Here is a 26,494-nt window from a genome sequence, read left to right as displayed (position 1 = left end):
TTTAAATGCATTACTTATTTGGAAATAATGATTAACCCAACAATGATAACGCGGTTTGCGGGATCTGGTTAGCCTGAGCTAACATCGCAGAAGACGTCTGAGACAAAATCTGTTGCTTGGTTAACTCCGCTGTTTCAGAGGCAAAGTCTACATCTTGAATACGACTACGAGCGTCTGTTACGTTTGATTGAATGTTACTCAAGTTACTGATGGTAAAGTTCATACGGTTTTGTATCGCACCTAAATCAGCGCGCTGGCTATCAATACCGGCAATCGCTGCATCAATTACAGCAATTGCATTTTGGGCGCCATCATCTGTACTAATATCAATACTATCAACGTCATCCAAAGTTGAACCTTGAACGGTTATTGCAGTTGCAAACGTAGCGCTTGCGGCCGTGGTGCTGAAAGATTTTAGAGACGTTAATTCAACGCTTCCCATTGCACGAATAGAATCCGTAGCAGCGCCTCCAGTTAATACAACTGCGGAGCCATTCTCTACACCGTCAGTACCTACAGAAGTAAAATCAACGGTCTTAGTTGTTCCTGTATTATTGAAATCCCCGATAGCGATATCATCACCATCTTTATCTAACAAAATCAAAGCACCATTATCATCAATTGACGCAGTTACACCTGTCGTATCAGATTTATCATTTATTGCTGTGGCAAGTGATGTCAGATCTGTTTTATCCGAAATAGTTGCTGATACTGCAGTTCCATTAATTGCCATTGAGACCTGACCAGGATCGCCTAGATTATCAATTTTAAGCTGTGTTTTTGCAGTTGCCTTGACATCTGTGGATGCACTTTCACCGTTCACTTGCGCTGCAACAGCTTTTGCTGTGGCTCCAGAGGCGACTGTAACAGGCTTAGTTTCTGTGCCAGAGATAGTTAAAATGCCACCACCATTGACACTAGCAGCAGCAGTAGTATCTGCCGCAGCTGCTGTTAAATAACCAAAACCAGTTGAAGCACCTTCTAAAATGTTTTTATTTTGCCCGATAGCATTAGCAGACACATTATCCAACGTTACGCTTATCGTTTCGTTGGCGTTTGCTCCTACTTGGAATGCTTTCGTCCCAAAGTCGCCGTCTAACAACTTTTGATTACCAAACGATGTAGTCTCAGCAATACGAGTCAATTCCGTTTGTAACGCTGCTAACTCTTTTTGCATCGAAGCTCTATCTTCAGAAGAGTTTGAGCCGTTAGCGGATTGCAAAGACAAATCACGCATACGCTGTAATATATTAGTCGATTCTTGCATCGCCCCTTCAGCAGTTTGCGCCATCGAAATGCCGTCGTTAGCATTTCGCATAGCGACACCGATACCGTTAATTTGGCTAGTCATACGGTTTGAAATTTGTAAACCTGCTGCATCATCTTTAGCGCTGTTGATGCGCAGCCCTGATGATAGGCGCTCCATTGACATAGAAAGCTTGCTGTTCGCGCCGTTTAAATTGTTTTGCGCTTTCATCGATGTGACGTTGGTATTAACTGAAATAGCCATATGTAAAATTCCTCTTCTTAGTTGAACGCCAAGACTCGGAGCTTGGCTAAACGGTTAATCATGTAAACTGTTTAATGTGTGGCTTTTATAAAATGCTTATTTGCTTGCTTATTTACTTGCTTATAAAGCTTGCTGCAAAAGACCTTGTGTTGAACCAAATCTAAAGCTCACTTATATATAATCAAACAAACTGAGCGTGCCGACTTTAGTAAACAAACTGGATACCGCGTTAAGCGCTAACTGTTGTTTTTCAAACTCGGTAATCGCTGAGGCAAAATCTAGGTCTTCTAACTTTGATAATGCTGAGGTGTTAATAATTTTTTCGTCAGTGTGATTGTCGCTGTACTGTTGCAACACTTTTAAGCTGTTGCCGGTTAGGCTACGTTGCTGACTCATTTGATTGACACCACTGTCTAGGTTATTCAATAGTTGTGCCAACTCTGACTGACCTGCAGGAGTTTGTACTGTAGAACCACTTTCAAATAAGGTGATAGCCTTGCTGAAGGTATCGAAAATACTGACTTCTGCGACTTCATTGATGCTGAAAGTATCGCCAGCTTTAGGTTCGCCATCGATTTTAATTTCAATGCCGCTAACGCTTACTGGCACAGAAGCGTCAAAAGATGCCACCGTCGTAATCGGAGGAACCGCGCTATCGGTTACTGAAATATTAAGCCCACCAGCACCGTCATCGGCGAAACTAAAGCTATAAGAACCAGCAATATAGGTTGATGAGTCAGTTATTTTGGCGCTGGTGACAACAAAGTCGCCTTGCTGTGATGACGAATAATTGACGCCATAGTCGCCCATGGCATTAGGCGCGTTCATAAAGGCGGCATCACCTGGGGTATTGGTATTAACCTGCGCACCAGTAGCAATATTGCTTTTACGAATACCTGAGTCGCCGCTGTAAACAATTTGACCCGCATTATCAAAAGCAAATGGAATGTCGTTAGTTTTAGTGCCACCAAAAATATAATTCCCTGACTCGTCTTTGGTGTTGGCAATGGACATTAATTGTTCAAGACTTTGACGCATGTCATCGGCAATGGTTTGCCGCTCGGCAGTAGTCATGCTGCCGTTTGCTGCACGGAGCATAGATTCTTTCATGCTGGCGGCTAACGTATCAGCTTGACCTAATTGACTTTCGGTTTGTTGCACATGATTAGTGGCGTAATCGATATTTTTAATAAATTGATCAACCAAAGTGTTCTTTTGTTTAAGATTATCAATCGCAATGGCGGCTACTGGGTCGTCACCTGCGGTTTCGACTCTTTTACCGCTCGAGATTTGCCCCATGATGCTATTAGTGGCCGATTGCTTTTCTAAAATGCTGTTGGTGCTTTGCTGAAACATTTGTCCGGTAGAAATTCTCATGGCTTATCTCCTAGCGAACCGAGCTTAATAAGGTGTCAAAAATTGTTTGCGCAGTAGACATAATCCGCGCGGCGGCCTGGTATGACTGTTGAAAGCGCAATAAATTGGCGGCTTCTTCGTCTAGATTAACGCCAGATTCGCTTTGTACTCGATCATACGCTTGCTGATAAATAGCTGATGCGGAGTCCACGCGAACTTCTGCGGCTTTAGTTTGGCTGCCGATATCTAATTTGGTGTTTTCAAACACGCTGGTTAGGGTGCCGGTGCCGTTGTTCATTAATTTGACGTCCGACAACTTGGCCATTTCAACTGCGTTGCTGTTGTTGCCTTCGGCAAAGGACAAATCAAATGTGAATGTATCGGTTACGCCTGATGATTGGTCGTCAATTTCGAAACTAAAACCAAAGCCAGTATTAATTTGAGGTGGTGTATATGTTGTTGGGCCACTGACACTCGTCCCTGAAGCGTTAAATACTTCAAAAGTATTTGCAGTAGTATTTACTTGTACAGAGAGTTCACTGCCTTTTAACGGGAAGTTGGTATTAGTACGATCAACAGCATTGACTTTTACCGCAACATCACCAGAGTTGGCAGTATTCGCCGTAATGTTAAGCCCTGCAGCTGCAATGCCTTCAGGGTCGGTCATGACCACTTTTAATCCCGCTGCGGCACCGGCGGTTGGGCGAATTTCAAATTTATCGCCATCAGCAATGGGGCCATTAGCGACATTGATGCTAAAACCAGCTTCGGTTGTGAGTTGGCTACCCGATACTGCGAATGGGGTTGCTTTACCGGTTTGAGTATCTTTAAGTTGATAGCCATCGGCGGTGGTAAAGCTCAATTCATAGCTGCTACCAGACAATGCACCGACATCGTCAATATTGACCGATAAAGCCGCTGCACTGGTATTGGTTGAATAACTGCCTGCGCGACCTGTTGCCATTAACGGGTTATTGATATCACGGAAAATATCGCTGCCCACGTCGCCATTTAAATCAAAACCACTTGATTGCATTTCATTAAAGGTATCGGCAACCCCTAATGCTAGCTGGCCTAACTCGTTGCTAGCAGGAATTAAAGTGTCGTCGCGATAGGCAAATAACGCCCCTAATTGACCGCCTAATTTACTTGGTTCGACATTGAGGGTTTTATTACTAATCGATGCGGTAAGTTTGGGTTCGTTAGGGAATGGATCGCCGGCGCTCACACCGATGCTCATTGCTACTTCGCCCGACACTAACATGACCGAGCCGCCTAACATGATTGACTTGGCGCCAGTATCTAGCGGAATAACGTTAACTTGTGCGTATTCGCTTAGCTCTAAAATCAGTGCATCTTGTTTGTCTAAAATCTCGTTGTTGTCGCCTTGATCTTTCATCAATTCTAAATTGATGTTGGCCAACTCTTTACTGATTTCGTTTACGCGGATGGTCACCGACTCAATTTGGCTATTGGTTTGTTTAACCTGATTATCAAGCTGCGACTGCATTTGATTAATGTTGATGGCCATTTGCTCAGCCGAACTTAAACTGTTGCTGCGAATGCCTAAGTCGGTGGGTAAATCTGCCACGCTGTTAATGCTAGCAAAAAACTCATTGATGCTATTGGGCACCATGCTACCAACTTGCGAGTAAAGCTCGTCAAGTTCACTCAATTTTGAGTATGTGGTTTCGGCGGCGCTCATGCCGGTTTGACCAATGCGTAACTCGCGCGCGGCAAATTCGTTGTACACCCGTTTTACGTCAGACACATAAGTCCCTGTGCCGTAAAAGCTGTCGCCAAGGCGTTGTGATTGTAACGTTGCCTGGGTTGCCGTTTGGCGGTTATAGCCTTCAGTATTGGCATTGGCGATGTTATTACCGGTTACCCCAAGTTGAGACTGAGATGCCATAACGCCGGTGCGCGCGATGCTAAGTAGATCAATCGCCATTATTTAGTCTCCAGGGGTAATACAGATTTAAGGCCTTCTTTTACCGACTTCATCACGTTAATTACCTTGTTGGCATATTGTGGGTCGGTGGCGTAGCCCGCCTTTTGCAATGCGCGAATAAACTGGGTTGGCTCGCTCGCCACTTTGCGCGCATCTTCGTAACGATCGCCTTGGCCAATAAATGACACAAAGTCGCTAAAGCTTTGTTCCAGGTCGTCGTACATCCTAAAGTCTGCTTTTTGTTGCACCGGAATGCCCTTTTCAAACTCCAGTGTGTTGACCGAGGTTTTTTCGCCTTGCCAACGCTTGTCGGCTTTAATGTTAAATAAGTTGTGGCTCATGGTGCCGTCGTTACGGCGAACCACTTTTTGACCCCAACCGGTTTCCAGTGCCGACTGGGCAATGAGCACTTCGGCTGACGTGCCCAGGGTTTTAGCCGCTTTTTCTGCATGCGGATACAACACTGAAATAAAATGCTGTGGACTGGTAAATTCGCTCACAGCCACGCCTTTAGGTTTTAATTTGTTGGTCTCTTGCGGCAAGTTATTGCCTGCACTTATCGCCGCACTCTCCGGTGTGGCAGCTTGCTTCTTTGCAAACGGTTGGCTTGCTAACTGCTCGCCGCGTAATACACTGGCCAATTGCTGTGGCATTACCGCTGCCATGTCGCTGTGATTAATGGCCTGGTGCGATGTTGCGACTTGCTCAGCTGGCGCGATAGTGTCTAAGGTGTCTTGATCAAGCTCGCTTGGCTGCGCGACAAACATTGATGGATTGACTTTGCTCTCGCTGTCACCACGCAATACCGACGCTGGCGTAACAGGACTGTTGTTTGGGTCAAGTTGCTGCACCATTAACTCAGCAAGGCCTAACATGCCTTTGTTTGACAGATCGACCGACATTTGTTGGTCAAGCATTTGCTCAAAAAACTCTGTAGTTTGGCTGTTCATCGGATTGTCTGACTTAAAAGCGGCATTAGCATCGCGCATGCTTTTCATGAGCATTTGAATAAAAATACCTTCAAATTGCTTTGCCGCCTCTTTAAGTGCCCCCTTCTCGTCTTTCTGGGCCTGGACACGAAGTGAATCTAGTCCTCCTAGATCCAGAAAGTTCGATGAATTTGACAACTTTTCCATAGTCATACCGACAATTTTTAGATGATGATAAGTTCACCATGCAAAGCCCCTGCCATTTTTAACGCTTCGAGTATGGCAAGAACATCAGATGGTGCGGCGCCTACTAGATTGACGGCTCTTACAAGCTCATCAAGGCTGGTGCCTGGATTAAACATAAACATACGACGGTCTTTTTCTGACACATCAATAGTGCTGTTGGTGGTCACCACGGTATCGCCACCCGCTAACGCGTTAGGTTGTGACACTTGAGTGGCCTCAGCAATGGTGACGGTTAAGCCGCCATGGGTCACCGCTGCAGGTAATAACTTAACGTGCTGACCGACCACAATGGTGCCGGTACGAGAGTTAACAATGACTTTGGCTGACTCGTCTGCTGGCTCAACTTCAATGTTTTCAAGGGTTGATAAAAATGACACACGTTGTGATGCATCGCGCGGCGCGCTGACCTGAATAGACGTTGCATCAATGGCGCGGGCCATTTCTGGGCCGAGTAAATCATTAATGGCATCGGCCATGCGTTTTGCGGTTGAAAAGTCTGATCGACGTAAGTTAAACGTAAGGTAGTCGCCACTTGCAAATGGGCTGGCAACACTGCGCTCAACAATGGCGCCACTGGGGATTCGGCCTACCGTTGGAGTGTTTTGAATCACTTGCGAGCCATCTAGGCCTTCGGCACTAAAACCACTCACTACAAGGCTGCCTTGTGCAATGGCATAAACGTTGCCATCAACCCCTTTTAAGAAGGTTTGAATGAGCGTACCACCACGTAAACTTTTGGCTTCACCTAAACTCGACACGGTAACGTCAAGGTTTTGACCCGGCTTAATAAACGCTGGCATGTCAGCATGCACTGCCACTACCGCGACGTTTTTTGAATTAGGTCTTACCGAATCAGGTAAATTAATGCCAAAGTTTTTAAGCATGGTGCGAAAAGTTTGTTCGGTATAACGGGTTTTTTCACCGGTACCGGGTAAACCCACCACTAAACCATAACCAATTAACTGGTTGCTTCTTACGCCTTGAATATTGGCGATATCTTTTATGCGCTCTGCATGAACAGGGGCTGTTAGGATTAACAGCGAGGTCATTAGCGAAACCAGCAATTTGATTTTCATGTATTACTCCTTAAAAAGGCCACCAGTCACCCAAGAAAAACGAATTCAACCAACCCACTTTTTGTGAGTCTGCAAATGTGCCTGTGCCGCTGTATTGAATACGGGCATTGGCAACACGGGTTGAGTCGATGGTGTTGTCTGGATTGATGTCTTGGCTGCGAACGATGCCGGTAACGCGAATAAACTCATCACCGTTATTAATTGAAATCCATTTTTCGCCGCGAATAACGAGGTTGCCGTTGCTGAGCACTTGCATAACGTTAGCCGAAATACTGCCATCTAAACTGTTAGATTGGTCGGCATCTGCTTCACGTTTGGTGTTCATGCTATCTGAGTAGCCTAGATCAATTGGCACTCCGCCAATTGACACGTTTTTACCGCCGGCATAAACAGGTGTTACATTTAAGTCACTGCCTTTAGAGATGTCATTATTGGCGCTTTTTTTGGCTTGAGTAGACTCTTTTAGGGTGACGGTAATGATGTCGCCGACGCGATGCGCACGAATGTCGGAGAACAAGCTCGAGGCTTGCGTATCAAGATAAATAGATCCCGTTGCGGCTACCTGCGTCGGCGGCGTGTCTGGGTATACCGGCGCATAGAATGGGTCATCGGCAATGGGCTTTTTTTGTGTAGAACTGCAGCCAGCCAATAAAATCATCGACGCTAACGTTATGTATTTAATCATGATAACTCCTTAGAGATTCTGATTAACGTAAGACAGCATTTGGTCAACCGCTGAAATGACTTTTGAGTTCATTTCGTAAATGCGCTGACCTTGAATTAAGTTCACTAGCTCTTCGGTCACGTTAACGTTAGAGGTTTCTAACGCGCCCTGACGAATGGCACCTAAACCATCTTGCGATGCAGTGCCTTGAATTGGCGTACCGCTGGCACCGGTTTCGGTGTAGAGGTTTTGCCCTAATGGGTCTAACCCTGACGGATTAATAAAGTCGGTCATGGTTAACTGGCCAATCACCTGGCTTTCTGCAGTGCCTGGAATTTGCACCGACACTTCACCTTCTGCTGACACGGTAATACTGGTGGCATCGTCTGGGATAGTAATGGCAGGTTGCACCACATAGCCGGAGCCTGGAGTCACAATTTGGCCGGTATCATCCAGGCTAAATTGACCGTTACGGGTGTAAGCTGCTGTGCCGTCTGGCATTTGCACTTCAAAGAAGCCTGAGCCTTCAATCATTAAATCTAATGAGTTGTCGGTGGTAAGCATGCTGCCCTGGGTAAACATTTTTTGAGTGGCGACTACTTTGGTACCCGCACCAATATTTAGGCCATTAGGTAGTTTGGTGTTGTCTGCACTGACGCCGCCGGCTTGATTGACTGTTTGATACAGTAAATCTTCAAACACAGCGCGACTTTTTTTGAATCCAACCGTGCTGGCGTTAGCCACGTTGTTAGAAATGACCGCGATGTTTGTTTGCTGCGCATCAACACCTGTTTTACTTATCCATAACGCTGGAATCATAATAATTACTCCTAACTAATTCTCATCAAGGAAGTCGACGCACGATCAATCTCTTCGGCGTTCTTCATCATTTTGACTTGCATCTCGTATTGACGCTGAATATCTATCATTGCGACCATTTCATGTACTGGGTTAACGTTACTGCCTTCAACCGCGCCGCTTTCTACTGCAACATTGGGATCCGTTGGCGCGTTACCGCCGGCCATAAGACGAAATAAACCGTCTTCACCACGCATCATTTGATTGTTACCTGGATTAACCAATTTGATGCGGGCAACTTCTTCAATCACTTCTGCTGTTGCACCTTGTGGTCTCACAGAGATAATACCGTTGGCGGCAATTTCGACGTGCTCAATGGGCAGTGGTAATACGATTGGCCCTGCATCGCCCATTACCGGGCGGTTGCTGCTGTTTACCAGCAAACCAGTACTGTCAAATTTTAAGCTACCGGCTCGGGTATATGCTTCTGAGCCATCGGCTGCTTGTACCGCTAACCAGCCATCGCCTTTAACGGCGACATCAAGATTACGACCCGTGGTAACAATAGGGCCGCTTGCAAAGTTACTGCCTGGGCTTTCAATCATTGAAAACACGCGGCTAGGTAAACCTTCACCAAACGCCTGCATAGAGCGAGCTTGAGTCATGTCAGCCTTGAAACCGTCAGTATTGGCGTTGGCAAGGTTGTTAGCACTGACCGCTAAGGCATTCATGCCTTGCTTAGCGCCACTCATGGCAACATAAAGAAATTTGTCCATTTGCTGCTCCGTCAAACTTTCTACAAAATGAATATATGTAGAGTTATAGCAAGCATCATGCCAATGGAGTTTATTGCTAGTGAGTTATATTCAACACGCTGAATATAAAAGAGTAAAAACAGAAGGCAGGAGTGGTTGAGAGTCAAAAAAACATCAGTGGGACGATAAAACAAGTGGGATAAATTTAAAATGGCAAGGTGTTGCCGACAACGGCAACACCTTGTGTGTTAATCAAAAATAGTGAGTAAAGATTAACGGATCTGTAATACTGTTTGGTTTAGGGTATTGTTCACTTCAAGGGTACGAGAGTTAGCCTGGAAGTTACGCTGAGCTGAAATTAAATCAACTAACTCTGTTGTTAAATCAACATTTGATTGCTCAAGTGCTGAAGAGCGAATGCTACCAAAAGTACCACTGTTAGCTTCACCTGCTAATGCAGGGCCCGAATCCAAACTGGCTTGCCATGAGGTATTACCCACCTGGGTTAAGCCTTGCTCATTAGCAAAACGCACTAGTGCTACACGCGCTAGTGGCACGGTTGAACCATTACTGTAACTGGCAGTGATTAATCCATCAGAGCCAATGCCGACGTTAGTTAAGCGGCCAACGGTAATACCATCTTGTGTTAATTCAGTGACTTCAAATGGTGATGCATATTGAGTTGGACCACTGAAAGTCACTGTAACGGTTTGAGTACCATCTGCACCAGGATCTAATACACTAGCACCTGTATTACCGAGAGTTTCTGTTGTTATCGTTGAAGGATTGCTGCCAGTGTAAGCACCAACAGAATTAAAACTTAATACGGAACCATTCCAAGCACCTCCTGTAGTCGGATTCGTTGCCGTTGCTGTACCTGTAGGATTAATGGAGCCATCCCCATCGGTATCTGTATCTGTATCTTTCTGATATACACCTGGAGTATCTACATTGGTAGGCTTACCATCTACCGCATAAAAAGCCACCCAGTTACTTTCCCCTGTATATGACCCCCCCGTTGGCTTAACGAAGTAAGTGGTCATGATATGTGACTCGCCTAATGAGTCATAAATCGTCACAGAAGTAGAATTATTAAATGTATCGGAATCATCAGGATTAAAATTGGCAGGATCTAATGCGACCTCCCCTACATTTAAATTCATTTGTAACGATATATTAGCGGTCTTAACTGGGCTGCCGGCAGTATCGGGAATTTTGATTGGTTGCGTGGTAGTTAAACTTACTGAAGTTGAACTACCTTCATCATCAACAGGAAAACCTTGTAAAAAGTTGCCTGCGGCATCAACCATGTAATTGTCTGAATCGACTTTAAAAGCACCTGCACGTGTGTAAGATAAATCTTGTGTGCCAACACCCGATGAGGTAACAAAAAAGCCACCGCCGCTGATCGCCATATCCAGTGCATTACTGGTAAATTGCAAACTACCTTGATGAAATTGCTGTGCCACTTGAGTGGTTGTGACACCACCACCCACTGCCGTTTTACTGTTAGAGAAAATCGAGTTTGCGTACACATCGGCAAATTCAGCACGCGACTCTTTAAAGCCGACAGTGTTAACGTTGGCAATGTTGTTTGCCGTTGTGTTTAAGTCTTTTTGCGCGGCAGCAATACCACTCAGTGCGATGTTAAAGGACATAATTCACCTCAAAGGTTTAATTCATAATCAACACGTTTATTTGGAAAATGTTGATGATGTTAAGTTTCAGATACGGCAAGTACGTCAGATAACTTAATACCGCCGACACCGCGCAAATTCAAAATAGCCCCTGTTGCAGCGGTGCCTAATGACACACTGCTAACATGAGCATAAGTAGATACTGCTAAGTCCTGGGCTTCGCCATCGACTTTTCCACTCGCCTTAATAGAATAAAGGCCTTCTTTTACTGGCGAACCATTTTTATCCAGTCCATCCCAGGACACGTCAACGTTGCCGCCGGCGCTGCCATCGACAGTAAAGGTTTTAATCACCTGCCCGGTAGCATCTTGCACACTCACTGAAATGCTATCGATAGCGGAAGGCGTGCTAATCACCCCATTCATGGCCGGACTCTCGGCTGAAATAGCCCCGGTGTCAGAAGGGATTAACACCTTACGCCCCACAAGCCCCGAAGCCTGTAATGCCTGGCTTGAACTCATCACGGTATTGAGGTTTAAAATTTCATCGTTAAGATTTGAAATACCATCAACAGTAGAAAATGATGCCATTTGGGCAATCATTTGGTCGTTATCTACAGGCTCAAATGGGTCTTGCATTGATAACTGCTGACTGAGCAAAGCAAAGAAGTCTTCTTGCTTTAACAATTGATCATTTGCTTCAGGAACCGCGCTCTCTTCAGGTAACCGAATTGAATCAAGGAATGAGTTACCTGTTATTGTTGTTGTGCTTTGTACCGAACTCTTAGTGACTGCACTCGTATTTGACGCACTGCTTGAGGTCTGCGGTAAAGACTGACTGTAAGAATTAATTAGGCTCATAACTGCCTCCTTGAAAAATCAAAACTATTTACCCATTCTGAGCGTTTGTTGCAGCATTGATTTTGTGGCATCTGCTACCTGAACATTCATTTGGTAAGACCGCGAAGCTGAAATCATGTCAGCCATTTCTTCCATTACATTCACGTTTGGTTTGTAAATAAATCCGTCAGCATCAGAAAGTGGATGATCTGGCGAGTACTCTTTAATTAGCGGTTTATCACTTTCAACAATGCCCTTTACCGACACACCAGGAGATTGATTTTGTTGACTACTGGCTTTAGCCATTTCAGCCTCAAACACTGGATGACGTGCACGATAGGTTTTATCGACACTGCTCGACACAGAATCTGCATTGGCGATATTACTGGCGGTGGTGTTCAACCTGACAGATTGCGCCGACATCCCAGAGCCAGAAACATTAAAGATATTAAATAAACTCATGATTAATCACCTCGCAATGCTTTGCGCATGCCACTAAATTTGCTTTCAAGAAAGCCCAGTGACATTTGATATTCGAGCGCATTTTGCATAAATGCAGATTGTTCTTTCTGCGTGTCGACGGTGTTGCCATCACCGGTATCGGGTTGAGTCGGCACACGATATTGCACATGTTGCTGGGTTAAAGAAGTCAAATCAAAGTGCTTTTCGGTGGTTTGACTCATACTTAAGCCATTTTGATGAGAGCTCGCGGCTTTCATCGCAGAAGCAAAATCCACATCTTGCGCTTTATAATGAGGAGTATTGGCATTGGCGATATTACTTGAAATCACTTCTGCTCTTTGAGCTCGTACGCCCAACGAGTATTGGTGAACACCTAATGCATTATCGAAATTAATCGCCATAAAATTGCCTCCATCAGCTAACTGATAGAATTAAAGCAAAGGTTATGCCAACAATTACAATAATGTATGAATAAGTATTTTAAATGAACATGCCGACGAATGTCGGCATGATATAATTAGTAAGCTGTTTATTTAACTAGGTTTTCTTTTGATAGTAAATACCAGGATTACAACGAACCATATTAAATTCTTCGGTTAAACCGGCAATAGATTCTGACGCACCTAAGAATAAAATCCCTTTAGGATTAAGTGCGGCAGCAAATTGCCGCAAAATTTTAGCCTTTGCCTCTGGCGCAAAATAAATCAGTACATTACGGCAAAAAATGATGTCGTATTTACCTAATAAGCTATAACTTTCAAGTAGATTATGCGCTCTAAAGTTAACCAAACGCTTTACATTGTCTTTCAGTTTCATATTGCCCGACGGTAAAGCATCAAAAAACTGACGCTTACGCTCATCAGACAAACCACGCGCTAACGCTAAACTGTCGTATTCAGCATTTTTACAACGTTCGAGCATTGAAGGCGATAAATCAGTGGCCTGAATCGATGCTCCGCCAGGCAGTGCGCCAGGCTTACGCTGTTGGTACTCAAGCACTGTCATCGCTAAAGAATAAGGTTCTTGACCTGATGAGCAAGCAGCCGACCAGATTTTTAATGGACGGCCTAGCTTACTGTACTCAGGCAATAAGGTGTTGTGCAGTAACTCGAAAGGATAACGGTCGCGAAACCATAAGGTTTCATTGGTTGTCATCGCGTCGATCACTTCAGCACGTAACTGGCGCTCAGTCGGTTTCATCGACTTTTTAACCACCTCTGATAATGAAGGTAAGTTATGCTTACCCATTAAAGGGGCTAAACGGCTACGCACTAAATATTGTTTGTTCTCACCTAACACAATACCGCTATGCTGCTCTAAAAACAGCCTAAATTGATTGTACTCTGCTTCAGCAAGTGATTTATCTGTCACATTAACATCCTAAAATAAGTAAGCTTTTGTATGCTTAACAACTCAAACCATTGTCATTATAATCGGTTATAAGCTCAAATGTTTGTTTACCGCGGCGGCCAATTCATCTGGGTTAAACTTCGCAATAAAATCGTTCGCGCCCACTTTTTGAACCATCGCCTGGTTAAATACGCCACTGAGTGAAGTGTGTAATACCACTTTAATTTTCTTCAACTTTGGATCGTCACGAATTTCGGCCGTTAAAGTATAGCCATCCATTTCGGGCATTTCGATATCAGAAATAATTAACGGGATCTCTTGCGATACATCGTCCATTTCTGCGGCAATCGCTTTAAGTTTATTTAATGCTTCTCTGCCATCTTTAGCCGTATCGATTTGCAGATTTAACGATTCAAGTGAGCGAATAATTTGCTTACGCGCCACGGCAGAGTCATCAATCACCATGATATGGTAATGCTGCTCTCTGTCGATTGTCAGTGTTTCATTAACCTCTTTACTAATAGCCGTTTTAACCGGAGAAATCTCATCAAGGATTTTCTCTACGTCTAAAATTTCGACCAACTCGCCCTCAATTTCTGTCACTGCAGTTAAATAAGAGTAACGCCCTGCGCCTTGTGGCGGCGGCATAATGGCAGCCCAGTTCATGTTGATAATACGTTCAACAGAACTCACCAGGAAACCTTGCACGCTGCGGTTATATTCAGAAATAATAATAAAGCAATTTTCTGTTGACGTGAGTGGGCGGCCACCTGTTGCGGCACTTAAATCAATAACAGAAATAGTGGCACCACGAATATGCGCGACACCTTTTACATATGGGTTCAATTTAGGCAAGGTAGTTAAAGGAGGACATTGCAGCACTTCTTTTACTTTAAACACGTTAATTCCAAAGCGTTGGCGACCATTAAGCCTAAATAGCAGCAACTCTAATCTGTTTTGCCCAACAAGCTGGGTACGTTTATTTACTGAATCTAAAATGCTCGACATAGCGCGGCCTTGTAGTTAACTGTCACCCAAAGGATACATTTGTTATTAAAATTATCGTAAAACCTACTTTTGATAATAAACCTAAACTCTTATTAATAAACCTAATTCTGCAATAAATCCACGTTTAACGCTCTAGACCCGGTTTGCATCGTGCTGACAATGATAATAGCAAAATCCTTGATACTGCATTAATCGCATATGTTGTTATCACCAGTTAAACATTGCCAGCTCAGCGATACAACGAATACTTATCATCACAACTAGGCATACAACTTGCTTTAAGTTAATAAACTAGCCGATATGGTATTTTTTTGACGGAGGGTAAGGAATATGATTCGCCGTCATACCAATCGATTATTAGTCTATTCAATACGCCCGAATATTGTGCGTATTAATCGTTTTTCAAAGTATAGGTGCATTCTGGCAAAACAAGCTAGTATCTTCATTATGAAAGTATTTTTTTTATGTTTTCTGTGCTCACTCTCGCTTTCTTTACCGGCATTAGCCAGTGAAGAAGCAACGGCTCCATCTTTATCGACCATTTATCAATTAGCTAAAGAGGCGGTAGAAAAAAAAATTGATGTAGACTCAAACGCTAAGGTCGAAATTACCCCGCAAAATTTAGAAGGAAGGCTGACGCCGCCGCGTTGTTATCCTCCGCTCTCAGTTGAGCTTGCAAGCGAACGTGATATCAGCCGAAACAATACCGTAAAAATAGGCTGTAGCACCCCAGACTATGACTACCCCTGGCAAATGTATCTTTCGGTACGAGTCGATATTCAATACCCTGTTGTAGTCGCAACAGAGTTGCTTTCAACAGATCAAATCATCGACAGCCACCATTTGGCTATCATGTATGTTGACCAGTACAGCCTAAAAGGTCAGTTTTTTTCAGACATTCACAGTTTGCTTGGTTCACGAGTGAAACGCCGAGTGGCTAAAGACTCACCCATCATAGGCAATAATTTATGTTTTGTGTGCAAAGGCGACATGGTGTCTATTTACGCCAAAACCGCCAACATTCAAATAAAAACTCTAGGTGAAGCCTTGCGAGATGGTAATATTGGCGAAGCCATTAGAGTTAAAAACAATCAAAGTAACAAACAATTAGAAGCTATAGTGATTGCCGTTGGCGAAGTTGAAGTAAGAATGTAAAATACGCTAAAGTTTTTTCCTCAAGCGCCGATAGCCTGTAAGGAAAACCTGATACATTACGCTGGAGCCTCACATGGCAATTGATATTAAGCACAACACTGCGACCAATACACAGATGCGCACCGCACGTGACACGCAGTCTACTTCGCAAACCAACACTGCTGCGCCGCAGAAATCTGGCACGCCAGTTAAAACTGATTCGGTCAGCATTACTTCGCAAGCGCAACAGCTGCAAGGTGCTCAAGCCAAAATGGCTGCATTACCTGAAGTCGATCAAAAAAAGGTCGCTGAAATTAAACAAGCTATCTCAGAAGGTCGTTATAAAGTCGACCCAGAAAAATTAGCCGCGAATATCGCTAGTTTTGAAGCAGAATTGAGTGGCCTATCGTTCGATAAAGAGTAGCCTAGTCCGTTACTCTTTATTGTATTTTAACCTTTGTTATCGGTGCACTTTTGCATCATAGGAAAGTGTTGACTACGTAAACCAAAGAGTAATATATGACCGATATAACTGTGCTACTTGATGCTCAGCATCAAACTCTCACTGTGCTAAAACAGCTTATTACTGAAGAAAAAGATGCCCTGCTTAAGCAAGATGCTGACAAACTGTTAGCGCTCGCCAAAGACAAAATGCAACGCATGAGCTTACTCAAAGCAACCGATGAAAAGCTCGCTGCGCATCCAGAGCAAGACAAACTCAAATCCATTCCAGAGCTGGCTCAAAAAGTCGCAACGGCCAAAACTATCCTTGCCGAATGCAAACAGATCAACACCCAAAACGCTAGCTTGATAGAGCATAATATTGCCACGATAAATCGTTTAGCCCAGGCATTACAAGTGAGCCGCAATGCCACCAGCCTCACCTATAATGACAAAGGTAAAACCTCGACTATTTCGAGCTTAGGTAATGATTTCACTGCCTAGGACGCTTCGCTACTAGAGCGCTACACTGCTAGGACGCTTCGCGGCTAGAAACTATAAAATCTGCGCAACAGCTCAAGTCGCGCAGAGCACCTAGCAGGACAAAGTCCGCCCTAGCACCTAGCAACACGCAGTCAGCCCTAGCAGAAGCTAGCTGATGATTTACTGCGCTAACATATCCTGTTTTAAGCTTTTTTGTGCTGGGTTATCGCCTAACCAAATCTTTAATAACGCCTGACGGAAAGCCTCACCCGCAATCTCACCTTGAACCTGATCATTTTTAATGCTGGTCACGCCCCTGCCTTTTTGAGTCACAAAAGTAAATTGATCGCCCTCAACAATTTCATCGGCAAACAATTGGGTAAAATGTTGAATATCCGTTTTAATCGAACCAATATTATTATCGGTTGCCGCGTCAAAACCCTCTTCAATCGCACTGCGCATTTTATCTGAGGTGATCATCCCAGAGGTAATGGTTAACTGAATAACCGCGATCGGTTGCTCAAGCACGCTATCTAATTGGTTTGCTGTTGCGGGCAAATATAAACTGCCAACATATAAGTCCATAAAAAACTTACTGCGCACACCAGCACCATTTAGCATCAGGTTTTGCTCAGCAAACATTGCTTGATCAGCTACATTCACATCAGCAACCATTTTTGCCTGTGCAGCAGTTGGTACTAATGTTGGCAATAACACCGAAAAAGCCAAACCAATTAACGCATAAAGTTTCATGTCATCTCTTTTAAATAATCTGTTATTCATAAAATGGTTATTATCTGTTTGAGTAGAGCCTATCAATCTTGAAAAGCACATAATGATTTCAACATCAGGTGTCATTCATTGGTTGTGTGGAGCTAACCTCTAACCCCTAATTTATATTGGCCGTTTTGCTCAAACATCAATGCTTGTTTGTGTTTTGGCGCCATTAAAATTGGACCATCATCAAAAAACAAAAAGCACTTCCAGTTACGAACAAACACATCCCAACGGGTTTCTAACACTTGATATTTTTCATAACAGAAATAAATCACAGTATCATCTGGCCATTTAATGTGTTCTAAAATGGCTTCAGGCAGTGCATTATCATGAGAATCCCACGCAGACTGCCAATGCTCAGTAGCACTCCAGGCATCTTGCTTTGCTGGCCAATCACCTTTCTCGAATAGTTCCGCACGGCTGCTTTTATTGCTTATCCACTTATTCCATACTTCCATGGCACTTTTATCAGCCAATGGCTTGATCAACGCCTTGTCATCGTCTGACACCGGCAAATCTTTATGGTTAAAAATCCACTTACGCTTATAAAGTTCAAACGGAATATATGAGTGTGACAAACAACTGCTCCTGGCAACATAAAATGAGGCGTAATTATAGCGTTAAAACAAGGTGAACTGCGATAGAGCGCAACAGAAAATAAACACAAAGATTGTAATTAGAGAGGAGATAAAGCGATTGAATATGGTCTCCCCACAGGAGAGTTTGGTTAACTTTAACCAAAGTTAACCAAAATTAACTAAATGTTATTTATCAACGCCTTAAATCTAAAACTGCGTTTTTGACATTAACCAAAATTACTGTAAATTAGTCAAAATAGTTCCCAGAGGCGGCACATAGGCGGCACAACTTTCGAGGCTAAGTGATTATGGATAAAGAATTTACTTTCAATAAACGCTGTTTTGAACAGCTAAAAAGTGCCTCGAAACGCTATAGAATTGCCGATTTAGACCAAAGAGAGTCAGTTAAAGGCCTAATTTTAGAAGTTATGCCATCAGGAAAAAAGTATTTTCGCTTTAGACGTAAGCACTTAAGCAAAGACGTTGCCGTCACTATTGGCCTCTTCCCCAATTTGACCATTGAACAGGCACGCAAGCAGGCTAAATTAATCGCGGTAGACATTGCCCAAGGTATTAACCCCAACGAATCTAAACGACAAGCCAAAGAAGCCATAGCACTTGAAGATGCCCTATCCTTATCTGTTCAACAATTATTTGACGCATACGTTGCTGAGTTCAACATCAAGATTAAATCTGGTGAACGTCGGCAAAAATCATTGGATGATGTTCATTCCATTTGGAACAAACATATCAAATCGCGCATTGGTCATTTAAGAGTTGAAAGCATTTCTAAAACGGATGCAGACAACTTCATTAAACTGATTATCACTAAAAACTCCGCCGCCATTAGAAACAAGTGCCTGACCTTGCTCAAATCGATGTTCAATGATCAGCCTGTCAATCCATTTGTGCATATCAAAAAACTTGCAGGCACAAAGCGAGAACGTATTTTAGCCGAGCATGAAGTTAAGCGACTACTAGAAGCCTTAGAGTTAGAGCTTCCTATTTACCGCGATGTGGTGATGATGTTGCTATTAACAGGCCAGCGCAAAAGCTGCGTGTTCAGTATGGAATGGCGCGAGATAGATCATCAACGTGGTATTTGGCTCATCCCAACCAGCAAAATGAAAATTAAAAAACCTCATGCTGTACCACTGACAAAAGAAGTAATGGATATTCTGACCAGACGCAGCCAAGAAGCAGTAAAAGGTGAACGCTTTGTATTCCCGAGTGAGCGCAGTCAATCAGGCCATATTATCGAAAAGGCAGGTAAAGGCAGCTTCTGGCATCGCATTACAGAACGTGCAGAGCTTCGCGGTACTGAAAAAGGTGATAACGTTACCATTCACGATTTAAGGCGAACCATTGCCAGCTGGAGCGTCATGCGAGGCGGTAACATTCAAACCACCAGTAAACTGTTAGGCCATAGTGATATCAGCATCACAGCCAGTACCTATGCTCACTTGGATATTGAACATGTTAGGCAAGAGCTAGGTATCACTACTGCTCATTTACTGGGGACTTTTCAAAATGAGTCGAATGTGGATCGATTGGTGAGGGAAATTAAACAGCTCTCAGAGGAAGAAAAGAGAGAGCTGTTTGAGAGGTGTTAAATTTAAAACTTGATCATTATTTACAGAAGTATTTTCACTGCATCTTTAAAGTTAGAGGAAAAACGATGTTTTATTGTTTTATGTGCATCAATTAAAATGAAAAACTTTAGTAAGAAAAATAAACCTATAATTATGCAAGTTGCAGCAATAGAACCGTAAATAATAACCATATCTAACTCAACTGAAGCACTGAAACCGGCTATTATGTAGAAACCGTAACCAGCAATGATAGAATATAAAGCCAACAGCTTACATAACTCTAGAATTCTTGATTTTAACGAGCTGTACTTTTCTTTAAACACAAATGATTTATTATCTGTTGCGATTGTAATAAACTGCTTTTGCTCACTATATGTTCTTAAATGTTTCGAAGAGTTAGTTGTATAGATAAACCACTTAATTTCCTCTAATGTCATGTCCCTTTTTGAAAGACATTGTATTGCCATGGAAATTATTGGTAGATTTGATACCTCATCTTCCTCAATCAGAATTTTAACTTCTTTAAAAATTTCATATTTCTTGACCTCTTTAGCAAATTTACTTGTTCTAAAGTAATGAATGGTCTTTGCTAATCCTGCAACAGTTACAATCATGGAAATGAAAATAGTAATATCATTCAGCTGTTCCATTTACCCGCCCCTTTAAAGGTATTTACGTAAGGTACTGACAATATAATTTCTCTTATACTGACAAAAACCTTAGCCATTGATTTATATATAAAAAACAATTAAACTGAACATTAAACCAATTTGTCAATGTTAATTTTTAGACAGTTTTTCAATAGCGGACAACGGGGTTAAAGGCGCATTCCTAGACGTGTATTCCCACTCTATCCTTAATATTTTTAATTGTTTATTTAACTCTTCGTTGGCATCTTTTTGTTCTACTGTATTAAGTTTTTCTAGCTGTCGTCTTAACTTACCATAGCAGCTAGCAGCCGCGCGGTGTTGCTCTGCTTTCTCTGCAAATCTTGCAAAAGATACTACACCAGATAGTATTGCAGAAAGAATACTCATGAAAACCAGCAGTAATTTATAATAACCCTCAGCATCCATGAACAGCATTGCAGTCACAACTGTAGATGATAATATCAGTGCATAACCTGTCAAATTTGCCCTATTATATAATTGTTCTGAACATGTATAGTGACCTATTTGGGCATCATGAAGCCTTTTTATCCAATTTGTTATTAGTGTTTGAGTTTTTATATTGTTTGGAATAGCAGCTAACTCAGTAATATTGTCATTACTATCTTTCATAATTGTCTAAATACCCTTTTACAGTTCAAGTTAAGGAAGCTAATTGCTTGTTATAACTTTCAGCATTTTTTAAATGACTTTTTACCATTCAAGTAAAGAAAGCTTCCAGAACAACTAAATTTGTTCGTAGTTATAAGTATTTTTTACATGCCTATGTAAAAATGAACCTTTTGAGTCCGAGTTCATTAGTTCTTCGTATACGTGAACAGGCACGTCAAAATACTGATAAAGACCACTATTAAACTCAACTTCAAGTGTTGATGTATCCTCATCATATCCAACTGAAACCAGATTACTCGAATCTACAGGTGTTCTTTCCATGCTATTTCCCTTCTTTTGGTTGATTATCATTTACTGGTAAAGATGGTTTTGTGTCTTGTAAACGCCAGCAGTTTACTAGTTCTTTAAAATTTGATTGCTGGGGTTCTTTCGACCAACTATCAGCTATTTTAGGATCTTTACTATCGGGAAATTGACCTTCTTGTGGAATCCTGAACTTGAACCTCATTGGTAATTTTGCCGCTTCACCAGTAACGATAGCTTCCCCTGTTCTCAATATAGGAAGGGCATCAATAATTCCAGAAAGACCATCAGCCATAGCGGATTTGACCCTTGCCCTATCAGTTGAATTATTTATTCTTAATGAAAATAATGTCCCGCATTGAGATAAAATTGTTTCATCAATTTCAGAAGGTCTCTGGCTTACAAGCATTGAGCCGACACCAAACTTTCTTCCCTCTTTGGCTATTCGTCGAATCAAACTTTTGGCTAGCCCTGTATTCTCACTAGATAAATAACGATGTGCTTCTTCCATGACTAATAATAATGGCTTTTTATTCATTCCATCATCTAGATAACGCCCCCATATTGCTGATTCGAATAATACTTCAACTACTGATCCAAGTAATAATTCTAAACGCGAAGAAGGCATGCCAGAGAGGTTAAGTATGGTGACTGGGTTATTATTAGTTAACCAAGCGCTGATGAGTTCTGGTAAATCTTTTTCGATTTCATTATTTGAGTCTGGATTCCAGTCACCTGGATTTAGTAAAAATGAGTATTGGCTATCTAATAGGATTGCTCGCATTTGCTCTAATTGTTTCTGCCAAATTTGCTTACCACCTTTAAATGGTGGATTACTTGCATTTCCTGGTGGGTTAAATACTGGTGCTCTTAAATCTTCGGCAGCCCCAATATCTTTATATGAAGGGGTGGTTTTTGTGTTTTCGTTATAATTGACATTGTCATAATGTGATAAATCATACCAAATATTTTTTAATCGAAATGGTAGTGGAGTCATTGAAGTAACTTTAATAGGGTCAATAGCTAGTTCGGGGTGTTTTGTTGCATATTGTTTCTTTTCCTCAATAACTAACTCAATGAATTTGTTGCTTAAACTTTCATTATGACCGCAAAGGAAGTTACATAAGCTATATGGGGAAACACACCAATACGGTATATAGAAATTATCTTCATTTTTGGCTGGTGTAATAGAGAAAACACTAGCAATATCACCAAGCGCAGCTGCATATTCACCATGTATGTCGAATAATACTATTCTTGCAGAAGGCATGACGATCTCAGAGGTGTGGGATGTAATAATTGCTCTTATAAGACTAGATACGCTAGTGGACTTTCCTGAGCCTGTTGAACCAAGAACTGCTGAATGTCTGCTTACTAAGCTATCTAAGTCAACACTGACATTGATGCTGTCGGAGCTTGATAGTTTACCTATGACTACTTGGCCATTACTTTTTTCACCGTAAATTCTTTTAAGATCATCTTCGGTTACAAGGTGAACCTCTTCATTAATTGATGGATATTGACTTATACCTCTTTCAAAGTCATAGCCAATAGATTCACCTACTAGCTCAACTTTGATGATTCTCTTCTGATCAAACTCTTTACGTTCGTCAGTTGGTGATGGGCTTTCATTTGTCTCTGATATTACGCCAAATAGGTTGTTATAACCTTGTGGAATGCGAACAAAGCTCCCTACTTGACCAACTCTATGAGTTTTCCCCTCAATAATTAACAAGCCAGATCGAACTTGAGAAGTTAACTCAACAGTTATAGACGAACCTGATACGGAAATTATTTTTCCTAGAAGTGTTGGGTTTTTACTCATTTAACATCTCCTTCGCCTTCGTGCGATGTTAACGGCGATGAACTTTTACCACCGCCTGAGTTGGCTAAAAATTTGGCAAACTTAACAAAATCACCTAAATTAAATTTGTCATTATCCCAATATTCCTGCCTAATCCGCCCCCAATTTCTACTTGGTTCATCCCCTATTTTCCACTTTGCACTAACTCCATTAATTACGGCACCATCACTGCAATAAACACTAATGTTAGGCCTACGTAGGGCTGCTGTAGTTGCATTTTTTTCATCAGCTAATTTTTTGAACTGGAATGCAAATATCGCTGCGGACTTATTTTCTGATAAGCATTCATCTAATTTAGCTGTGATGTGAGCATCAGCAAAGGAGAAGCCTGTGGTAAGTAATAAGCTGTCCGGTTCGAGAAGAAAACTTTTTAATCGCTCAAATAAAGATGAAAATGGAGCTGATTGAGTTTGGTCATATTTTATATGGGATGGATAAACCATATTGCCTTCGTCTAGTCCATCTCCACGGACTATTTCACCGTTTTCATTTTTAGACCAATTGATTGAACCATGTAATTTCCATAGTCGTATCCACCTCGGGGGCATGTCATTACTTGAAATACTTGATGGATCAAAAAAAGCTGCTTTTGCACCTGAAAAACCATCAAAATATGGGGTTTTAGCTTTCTCCATAGCTTCTTCTAAAAGAAGATCATAATTGGTTGTAAAAATCTCTACTGCATAATCTCTATTAATTCCATTAATCCAAGAGATTAAGTGAGAATATGGATTTTCTCCTTTAGGTAATGATTGATTCACCACTTCTTTGATCTTTTGGCAAATTTTTTGAGACAGAGATATATAACCCGCAGAATTTAAACCATGAATTTCCGCTTCATCAATTACTTCGGCAAGAGATCTAATTCGTGAAAGTATAAGTTCAATATTATTGTCACCTAATGATGAGGCTAGAGCATTGAAAGCCGTGATATCTGCACCAGATAAACTATCGCTAACAATTTTAGTAAGTCCTTTTATGTCAGGAATTAAAGGTTTCCAATTACCGTCAGTACCAACATCAATGCTTACAGGGGCTCCAGCACCTAACAGTATTCCAATTTTCTTTTTACTATGAGTTAGCACATGCTGAAAGTCATACATATATTGATCAGGGTTATGGACTGTAGTTGTCATTTGGTGCCTTATCTAAAATTATTATTTTCATTAACGGAGGCTTCTAACGAAGCAATGAATTATCACAAACCGTATTTTTTTGTTTTAACATTTCATCACTACTATCCTGCATTGCCTTAAGGATCATCAAATTGCACTCTTTCTGCCTTAACTCTTGATCTGTCTTCTGCTCGGGCTCACTGATATAAGCAACCATAGGTTTGTAATTCAAAGATGCATTACAGTACATGTTAGACAAGCTTCGCCCTCTCTGATTCAGATTTTCCATGCTGGATAGCTGAGTGCAAAGTTCAGTGAACATAGTCTTGGCTTGTTGAGTGCATTTAGAGAATTGAGTGGCTTGTTGCTCAAGGTCTGAACAAACGCTATTGGGTTTTATCTTCCATAGCTGATGCTGAAATCTGATATTAGTATCGTTGTATACTAAGCTTTGCGAGGTAACCGTGGTGTTCATTGAATCAACATACACTTCAGCAATACTATTGCTTACCGTGTGCAGGTAGGCTGCAAACAATTGTGAAAATGGGTCCATTACTCTTCCTTAAGCATATGTTGAATATTCTATAACGCACTAACAATACTCCTTTTTCTATCTTAGTTGAACATTTTTATTACGACCTCATTTAACTATTAATTTCGGATTACGTACACTTATTGACAGAACTCCAAGTTAGAGCGATTAGGCTCAATTTTCCCATTAGCTTGTGAATAGCTTAACGTCCACTCATGTACTCTAGTGACGATCTCAAAGCCTAAAGCCACAATGCCTTTTAACTGCACGATAAGTTCGTCACCATATCGATTAAGTTTATAGATACTAGATTCAGCATTATCATGAACTGAATTACAGGATTGCTTAGGTAATACCTCGCTTCTATCAGAATCTATTCCCGCATTAATTTCCGCATTGGCATCTTGGAATTTTCCTGAATTTCCAGAAATGCCATTAGTGTTCAATCCCTGATGACACTTAGCATTTTCCGAAATTGGTATTGGCACACCGATTGAACTCAAAGTAGGTTGAGCCACTGCATCCCTAGAGTCTTCATAGGCATTGCGGCAATTGTCATCAAAAGTATGATTTAAAGGCTTTTGTTTTTTATGTTCGTATAAAGGTCTAATTAGCTGATCATCACGTTTACAAAAAACGCCCCCCATGAGTTCAGTGTAACGACCCCAATCTGAGTCATCTGCGGCTTGCCTAATTTGTTCTACCCACTCTAGGCTTTCGTCAGTGATTTTACTTAGCCGTCTTAATTCACGCCAAGGTGTAACACCTACCCCACCAATTTGCTGAAATTGACGAATGCCCCAACAAGAAGCCCAAACACGAATTCGTGTGGCTGCGGTGACAGACTCAGTACCATAAAGGTCGTGTTCAATCCCCTCGCCGTCTATTCCTTTAGCAACATATTTAGCAATGTAACCTGTTGCTGAACCTTTATTTGGGTCGATGTATTCAACCTTAAAACGGCGCTCTTTTGCACCTTGTTCGTCACCATCTTCTTGTAGGCAATATTCTTGAAAGGTTTCGACTAATTGTTGTTGCTGTTCAGTTTCAACAAATAACAATAAATGCCAATGGGGTGTGCCGTCATGGTGAGGCTCTGCCACTCGAAAGCCAAATGGAGTAATTTTGTCACGATTAAGTGATGCTCTAATTCTTTGGAATGTTCGATTGAGATAATCTAGCCCATCCAAAGGTGTTGCGCCTTGCCATTTAGGGTTTTCTGCACCAGATTTAGCAAAACAACGATGATATTTAGATGGGGTTGTCATTGTAAGAAAAACCGCTTTATAACCCATTTTTGTTGCGTAATCTTCAAATCCACGAATGCGCACCATCAGCTCAGCTTTACGAATTTTAGGGTTTGAGACATTAAGATCTGATAGCTCTGCAAGATTTACACTGTAATCAAGCTCATTAGTGGCTAATGTATTTTCAAGTAATTCACGATTACTTTTCCACTGAGATTTAAAATTCTCAACGGTAATGTTACTGGCATAAATACCACGATGTTTGCTCACTTGATTTAATAAACGTGAAATAGTTTCGATTTGCCGATTGTGAAGTCGTCTTAGTTTTGGTTTCCACCATGACTCATCACAAGCACGTTTAATCATTCCCATCACCTTGGAGTGTTCATCATCAGTTAAACAATCGTTTTGTAGATTGGTTAAGACGGAATCCGTTAACGGGTGTAGTGGTCTAATTCCATCGGACACTTAATTTTGAGACAGTATGGTCAATAAATTAAGGGGTCGATATGAGTTTAAAAAAATCACATAAGAGTTATCCGCAGGTATTTAAAGATGAAGCCGTCT

The 26,494-nt window shown here is 41.9% G+C and carries 27 protein-coding genes; 4 read left to right on the top strand and 23 right to left on the bottom strand.

Annotation, left to right across the window (positions count from 1 at the left end; genetic code table 11):
• Positions 1-31: 31 nt before the first annotated feature.
• From GQA99_RS13935 to GQA99_RS13870, 14 genes are all read right to left on the bottom strand, one after another.
• Complete coding sequence (locus GQA99_RS13935; RefSeq protein ID WP_160054589.1) at positions 32-1,510, bottom strand: flagellin; 1,479 nt, start codon at positions 1,508-1,510, stop codon at positions 32-34.
• A 171-nt stretch (positions 1,511-1,681) separates the two neighbouring features.
• Positions 1,682-2,887, bottom strand: a complete 1,206-nt coding sequence (flgL, locus tag GQA99_RS13930) for a flagellar hook-associated protein FlgL (protein WP_160054587.1) — start codon at positions 2,885-2,887, stop codon at positions 1,682-1,684.
• Between the two features lie 10 nt (positions 2,888-2,897).
• Complete coding sequence (gene flgK / locus GQA99_RS13925) at positions 2,898-4,817, bottom strand: flagellar hook-associated protein FlgK (RefSeq protein ID WP_160054585.1); 1,920 nt, start codon at positions 4,815-4,817, stop codon at positions 2,898-2,900.
• Positions 4,817-5,953, bottom strand: coding sequence for a flagellar assembly peptidoglycan hydrolase FlgJ (gene flgJ, locus GQA99_RS13920; RefSeq protein ID WP_160054583.1), 1,137 nt, complete (start codon positions 5,951-5,953; stop codon positions 4,817-4,819). Before flgJ ends, flgK begins: the two co-directional genes overlap by 1 nt.
• A gap of 17 nt (positions 5,954-5,970) precedes the next feature.
• Positions 5,971-7,068, bottom strand: a complete 1,098-nt coding sequence (locus GQA99_RS13915; protein ID WP_160054581.1) for a flagellar basal body P-ring protein FlgI — start codon at positions 7,066-7,068, stop codon at positions 5,971-5,973.
• A gap of 10 nt (positions 7,069-7,078) precedes the next feature.
• Positions 7,079-7,753 carry a flagellar basal body L-ring protein FlgH gene (gene flgH, locus GQA99_RS13910; protein ID WP_160054580.1) on the bottom strand — a complete coding sequence of 225 codons (675 nt, stop codon included), beginning with the start codon at positions 7,751-7,753 and terminating at the stop codon, positions 7,079-7,081.
• A 9-nt stretch (positions 7,754-7,762) separates the two neighbouring features.
• Positions 7,763-8,551, bottom strand: coding sequence for a flagellar basal-body rod protein FlgG (gene flgG, locus GQA99_RS13905; protein WP_160054578.1), 789 nt, complete (start codon positions 8,549-8,551; stop codon positions 7,763-7,765).
• A gap of 11 nt (positions 8,552-8,562) precedes the next feature.
• On the bottom strand, positions 8,563-9,306 hold the full coding sequence (gene flgF, locus GQA99_RS13900; protein ID WP_160054576.1) for a flagellar basal-body rod protein FlgF: 744 nt from the start codon (positions 9,304-9,306) through the stop codon (positions 8,563-8,565).
• Between the two features lie 251 nt (positions 9,307-9,557).
• Positions 9,558-10,943, bottom strand: a complete 1,386-nt coding sequence (gene flgE / locus GQA99_RS13895; RefSeq protein ID WP_160054574.1) for a flagellar hook protein FlgE — start codon at positions 10,941-10,943, stop codon at positions 9,558-9,560.
• Between the two features lie 59 nt (positions 10,944-11,002).
• Entirely contained in the window at positions 11,003-11,782 is a 780-nt protein-coding gene (flgD, locus tag GQA99_RS13890) for a flagellar hook assembly protein FlgD (protein WP_160054571.1), read from the bottom strand.
• 24 nt (positions 11,783-11,806) lie between these two features.
• On the bottom strand, positions 11,807-12,223 hold the full coding sequence (flgC, locus tag GQA99_RS13885) for a flagellar basal body rod protein FlgC (RefSeq protein WP_160054569.1): 417 nt from the start codon (positions 12,221-12,223) through the stop codon (positions 11,807-11,809).
• 2 nt (positions 12,224-12,225) lie between these two features.
• Positions 12,226-12,624, bottom strand: a complete 399-nt coding sequence (gene flgB, locus GQA99_RS13880; protein WP_160054567.1) for a flagellar basal body rod protein FlgB — start codon at positions 12,622-12,624, stop codon at positions 12,226-12,228.
• Positions 12,625-12,760: 136 nt separating this feature from the next.
• Positions 12,761-13,594 carry a CheR family methyltransferase gene (locus tag GQA99_RS13875; RefSeq protein WP_160054565.1) on the bottom strand — a complete coding sequence of 278 codons (834 nt, stop codon included), beginning with the start codon at positions 13,592-13,594 and terminating at the stop codon, positions 12,761-12,763.
• A gap of 66 nt (positions 13,595-13,660) precedes the next feature.
• Positions 13,661-14,581, bottom strand: a complete 921-nt coding sequence (locus tag GQA99_RS13870; protein ID WP_160054563.1) for a chemotaxis protein CheV — start codon at positions 14,579-14,581, stop codon at positions 13,661-13,663.
• A gap of 447 nt (positions 14,582-15,028) precedes the next feature.
• Here GQA99_RS13870 and flgA point away from each other — a divergent pair, with 447 nt between their 5' ends.
• The 3 genes from flgA to GQA99_RS13855 all read left to right on the top strand — a co-directional run bounded on the left by flgA (position 15,029) and on the right by GQA99_RS13855 (position 16,660).
• A complete protein-coding gene (gene flgA / locus GQA99_RS13865) occupies positions 15,029-15,736 on the top strand; it encodes a flagellar basal body P-ring formation chaperone FlgA (protein WP_160054561.1) in 708 nt (235 codons plus the stop codon).
• 73 nt (positions 15,737-15,809) lie between these two features.
• Positions 15,810-16,139: a flagellar biosynthesis anti-sigma factor FlgM gene (gene flgM / locus GQA99_RS13860; RefSeq protein ID WP_160054559.1), complete on the top strand. Its 330-nt coding sequence runs from the start codon at positions 15,810-15,812 to the stop codon at positions 16,137-16,139.
• Between the two features lie 95 nt (positions 16,140-16,234).
• Positions 16,235-16,660, top strand: a complete 426-nt coding sequence (locus GQA99_RS13855) for a flagella synthesis protein FlgN (RefSeq protein ID WP_160054557.1) — start codon at positions 16,235-16,237, stop codon at positions 16,658-16,660.
• A gap of 159 nt (positions 16,661-16,819) precedes the next feature.
• Here GQA99_RS13855 and GQA99_RS13850 read toward each other — a convergent pair whose 3' ends face one another.
• Both GQA99_RS13850 and GQA99_RS13845 read right to left on the bottom strand, forming a co-directional pair.
• The gene (locus GQA99_RS13850) at positions 16,820-17,392 is read right to left on the bottom strand and encodes a chalcone isomerase family protein (RefSeq protein ID WP_160054555.1); all 573 of its coding nucleotides are present in this window, start codon (positions 17,390-17,392) and stop codon (positions 16,820-16,822) included.
• A gap of 122 nt (positions 17,393-17,514) precedes the next feature.
• The gene (locus tag GQA99_RS13845; RefSeq protein WP_160054553.1) at positions 17,515-17,994 is read right to left on the bottom strand and encodes a DUF2947 domain-containing protein; all 480 of its coding nucleotides are present in this window, start codon (positions 17,992-17,994) and stop codon (positions 17,515-17,517) included.
• Positions 17,995-18,302: 308 nt separating this feature from the next.
• Here GQA99_RS13845 and GQA99_RS13840 point away from each other — a divergent pair, with 308 nt between their 5' ends.
• Entirely contained in the window at positions 18,303-19,607 is a 1,305-nt protein-coding gene (locus GQA99_RS13840; RefSeq protein WP_160054551.1) for a tyrosine-type recombinase/integrase, read from the top strand.
• A 20-nt stretch (positions 19,608-19,627) separates the two neighbouring features.
• On the opposite strand, the gene GQA99_RS13835 is transcribed toward GQA99_RS13840, so the two are convergent.
• The 7 genes from GQA99_RS13835 to GQA99_RS13805 form a co-directional block, all read right to left on the bottom strand.
• Entirely contained in the window at positions 19,628-20,236 is a 609-nt protein-coding gene (locus tag GQA99_RS13835; RefSeq protein WP_160054549.1) for a hypothetical protein, read from the bottom strand.
• Between the two features lie 129 nt (positions 20,237-20,365).
• The gene (locus GQA99_RS13830) at positions 20,366-20,866 is read right to left on the bottom strand and encodes an SLATT domain-containing protein (protein ID WP_160054547.1); all 501 of its coding nucleotides are present in this window, start codon (positions 20,864-20,866) and stop codon (positions 20,366-20,368) included.
• A 114-nt stretch (positions 20,867-20,980) separates the two neighbouring features.
• A complete protein-coding gene (locus GQA99_RS13825) occupies positions 20,981-21,187 on the bottom strand; it encodes a KTSC domain-containing protein (RefSeq protein ID WP_160054545.1) in 207 nt (68 codons plus the stop codon).
• 1 nt (position 21,188) lies between these two features.
• The gene (locus tag GQA99_RS13820; RefSeq protein WP_160054543.1) at positions 21,189-22,994 is read right to left on the bottom strand and encodes an ATP-binding protein; all 1,806 of its coding nucleotides are present in this window, start codon (positions 22,992-22,994) and stop codon (positions 21,189-21,191) included.
• Positions 22,991-24,169: an SIR2 family protein gene (locus GQA99_RS13815; protein WP_160054541.1), complete on the bottom strand. Its 1,179-nt coding sequence runs from the start codon at positions 24,167-24,169 to the stop codon at positions 22,991-22,993. The genes GQA99_RS13820 and GQA99_RS13815 overlap by 4 nt, the downstream gene beginning before the upstream one ends.
• 43 nt (positions 24,170-24,212) lie before the next feature.
• On the bottom strand, positions 24,213-24,701 hold the full coding sequence (locus GQA99_RS13810; protein WP_160054539.1) for a hypothetical protein: 489 nt from the start codon (positions 24,699-24,701) through the stop codon (positions 24,213-24,215).
• A 119-nt stretch (positions 24,702-24,820) separates the two neighbouring features.
• Positions 24,821-26,302 carry a replication endonuclease gene (locus GQA99_RS13805; protein ID WP_276615959.1) on the bottom strand — a complete coding sequence of 494 codons (1,482 nt, stop codon included), beginning with the start codon at positions 26,300-26,302 and terminating at the stop codon, positions 24,821-24,823.
• Between the last annotated feature and the right edge of the window lie 192 nt (positions 26,303-26,494).

The sequence above is a fragment of the Shewanella litoralis genome (assembly GCF_009828585.1).
In the GTDB taxonomy this organism is placed as follows: Bacteria; Pseudomonadota; Gammaproteobacteria; order Enterobacterales; family Shewanellaceae; genus Shewanella; species Shewanella litoralis.
The sequence above is the reverse complement of the archived record's forward strand: the minus strand, read 5'-3'. Positions and strand labels throughout refer to the sequence as shown.

Excerpts from the sequence above, each read along its gene's own strand:
- flgC (WP_160054569.1), bottom strand. The coding sequence starts at position 12,223 with ATGAGTTTATTTAATATCTTTAATGTTTCTGGCTCTGGGATGTCGGCG.
- flgL (WP_160054587.1), bottom strand. The coding sequence starts at position 2,887 with ATGAGAATTTCTACCGGACAAATGTTTCAGCAAAGCACCAACAGCATT.
- flgM (WP_160054559.1), top strand. The coding sequence starts at position 15,810 with ATGGCAATTGATATTAAGCACAACACTGCGACCAATACACAGATGCGC.
- flgF (WP_160054576.1), bottom strand. The coding sequence starts at position 9,306 with ATGGACAAATTTCTTTATGTTGCCATGAGTGGCGCTAAGCAAGGCATG.
- GQA99_RS13850 (WP_160054555.1), bottom strand. The coding sequence starts at position 17,392 with ATGAAACTTTATGCGTTAATTGGTTTGGCTTTTTCGGTGTTATTGCCA.
- GQA99_RS13835 (WP_160054549.1), bottom strand. The coding sequence starts at position 20,236 with ATGGAACAGCTGAATGATATTACTATTTTCATTTCCATGATTGTAACT.
- GQA99_RS13830 (WP_160054547.1), bottom strand. The coding sequence starts at position 20,866 with ATGAAAGATAGTAATGACAATATTACTGAGTTAGCTGCTATTCCAAAC.
- GQA99_RS13815 (WP_160054541.1), bottom strand. The coding sequence starts at position 24,169 with ATGACAACTACAGTCCATAACCCTGATCAATATATGTATGACTTTCAG.
- GQA99_RS13855 (WP_160054557.1), top strand. The coding sequence starts at position 16,235 with ATGACCGATATAACTGTGCTACTTGATGCTCAGCATCAAACTCTCACT.
- GQA99_RS13915 (WP_160054581.1), bottom strand. The coding sequence starts at position 7,068 with ATGAAAATCAAATTGCTGGTTTCGCTAATGACCTCGCTGTTAATCCTA.
- flgE (WP_160054574.1), bottom strand. The coding sequence starts at position 10,943 with ATGTCCTTTAACATCGCACTGAGTGGTATTGCTGCCGCGCAAAAAGAC.
- flgG (WP_160054578.1), bottom strand. The coding sequence starts at position 8,551 with ATGATTCCAGCGTTATGGATAAGTAAAACAGGTGTTGATGCGCAGCAA.
- flgJ (WP_160054583.1), bottom strand. The coding sequence starts at position 5,953 with ATGGAAAAGTTGTCAAATTCATCGAACTTTCTGGATCTAGGAGGACTA.
- flgK (WP_160054585.1), bottom strand. The coding sequence starts at position 4,817 with ATGGCGATTGATCTACTTAGCATCGCGCGCACCGGCGTTATGGCATCT.
- GQA99_RS13820 (WP_160054543.1), bottom strand. The coding sequence starts at position 22,994 with ATGAGTAAAAACCCAACACTTCTAGGAAAAATAATTTCCGTATCAGGT.
- GQA99_RS13810 (WP_160054539.1), bottom strand. The coding sequence starts at position 24,701 with ATGGACCCATTTTCACAATTGTTTGCAGCCTACCTGCACACGGTAAGC.
- flgH (WP_160054580.1), bottom strand. The coding sequence starts at position 7,753 with ATGATTAAATACATAACGTTAGCGTCGATGATTTTATTGGCTGGCTGC.
- GQA99_RS13825 (WP_160054545.1), bottom strand. The coding sequence starts at position 21,187 with ATGGAAAGAACACCTGTAGATTCGAGTAATCTGGTTTCAGTTGGATAT.
- GQA99_RS13870 (WP_160054563.1), bottom strand. The coding sequence starts at position 14,581 with ATGTCGAGCATTTTAGATTCAGTAAATAAACGTACCCAGCTTGTTGGG.
- flgA (WP_160054561.1), top strand. The coding sequence starts at position 15,029 with ATGAAAGTATTTTTTTTATGTTTTCTGTGCTCACTCTCGCTTTCTTTA.
- flgD (WP_160054571.1), bottom strand. The coding sequence starts at position 11,782 with ATGAGCCTAATTAATTCTTACAGTCAGTCTTTACCGCAGACCTCAAGC.
- GQA99_RS13840 (WP_160054551.1), top strand. The coding sequence starts at position 18,303 with ATGGATAAAGAATTTACTTTCAATAAACGCTGTTTTGAACAGCTAAAA.
- GQA99_RS13935 (WP_160054589.1), bottom strand. The coding sequence starts at position 1,510 with ATGGCTATTTCAGTTAATACCAACGTCACATCGATGAAAGCGCAAAAC.
- flgB (WP_160054567.1), bottom strand. The coding sequence starts at position 12,624 with ATGGCGATTAATTTCGATAATGCATTAGGTGTTCACCAATACTCGTTG.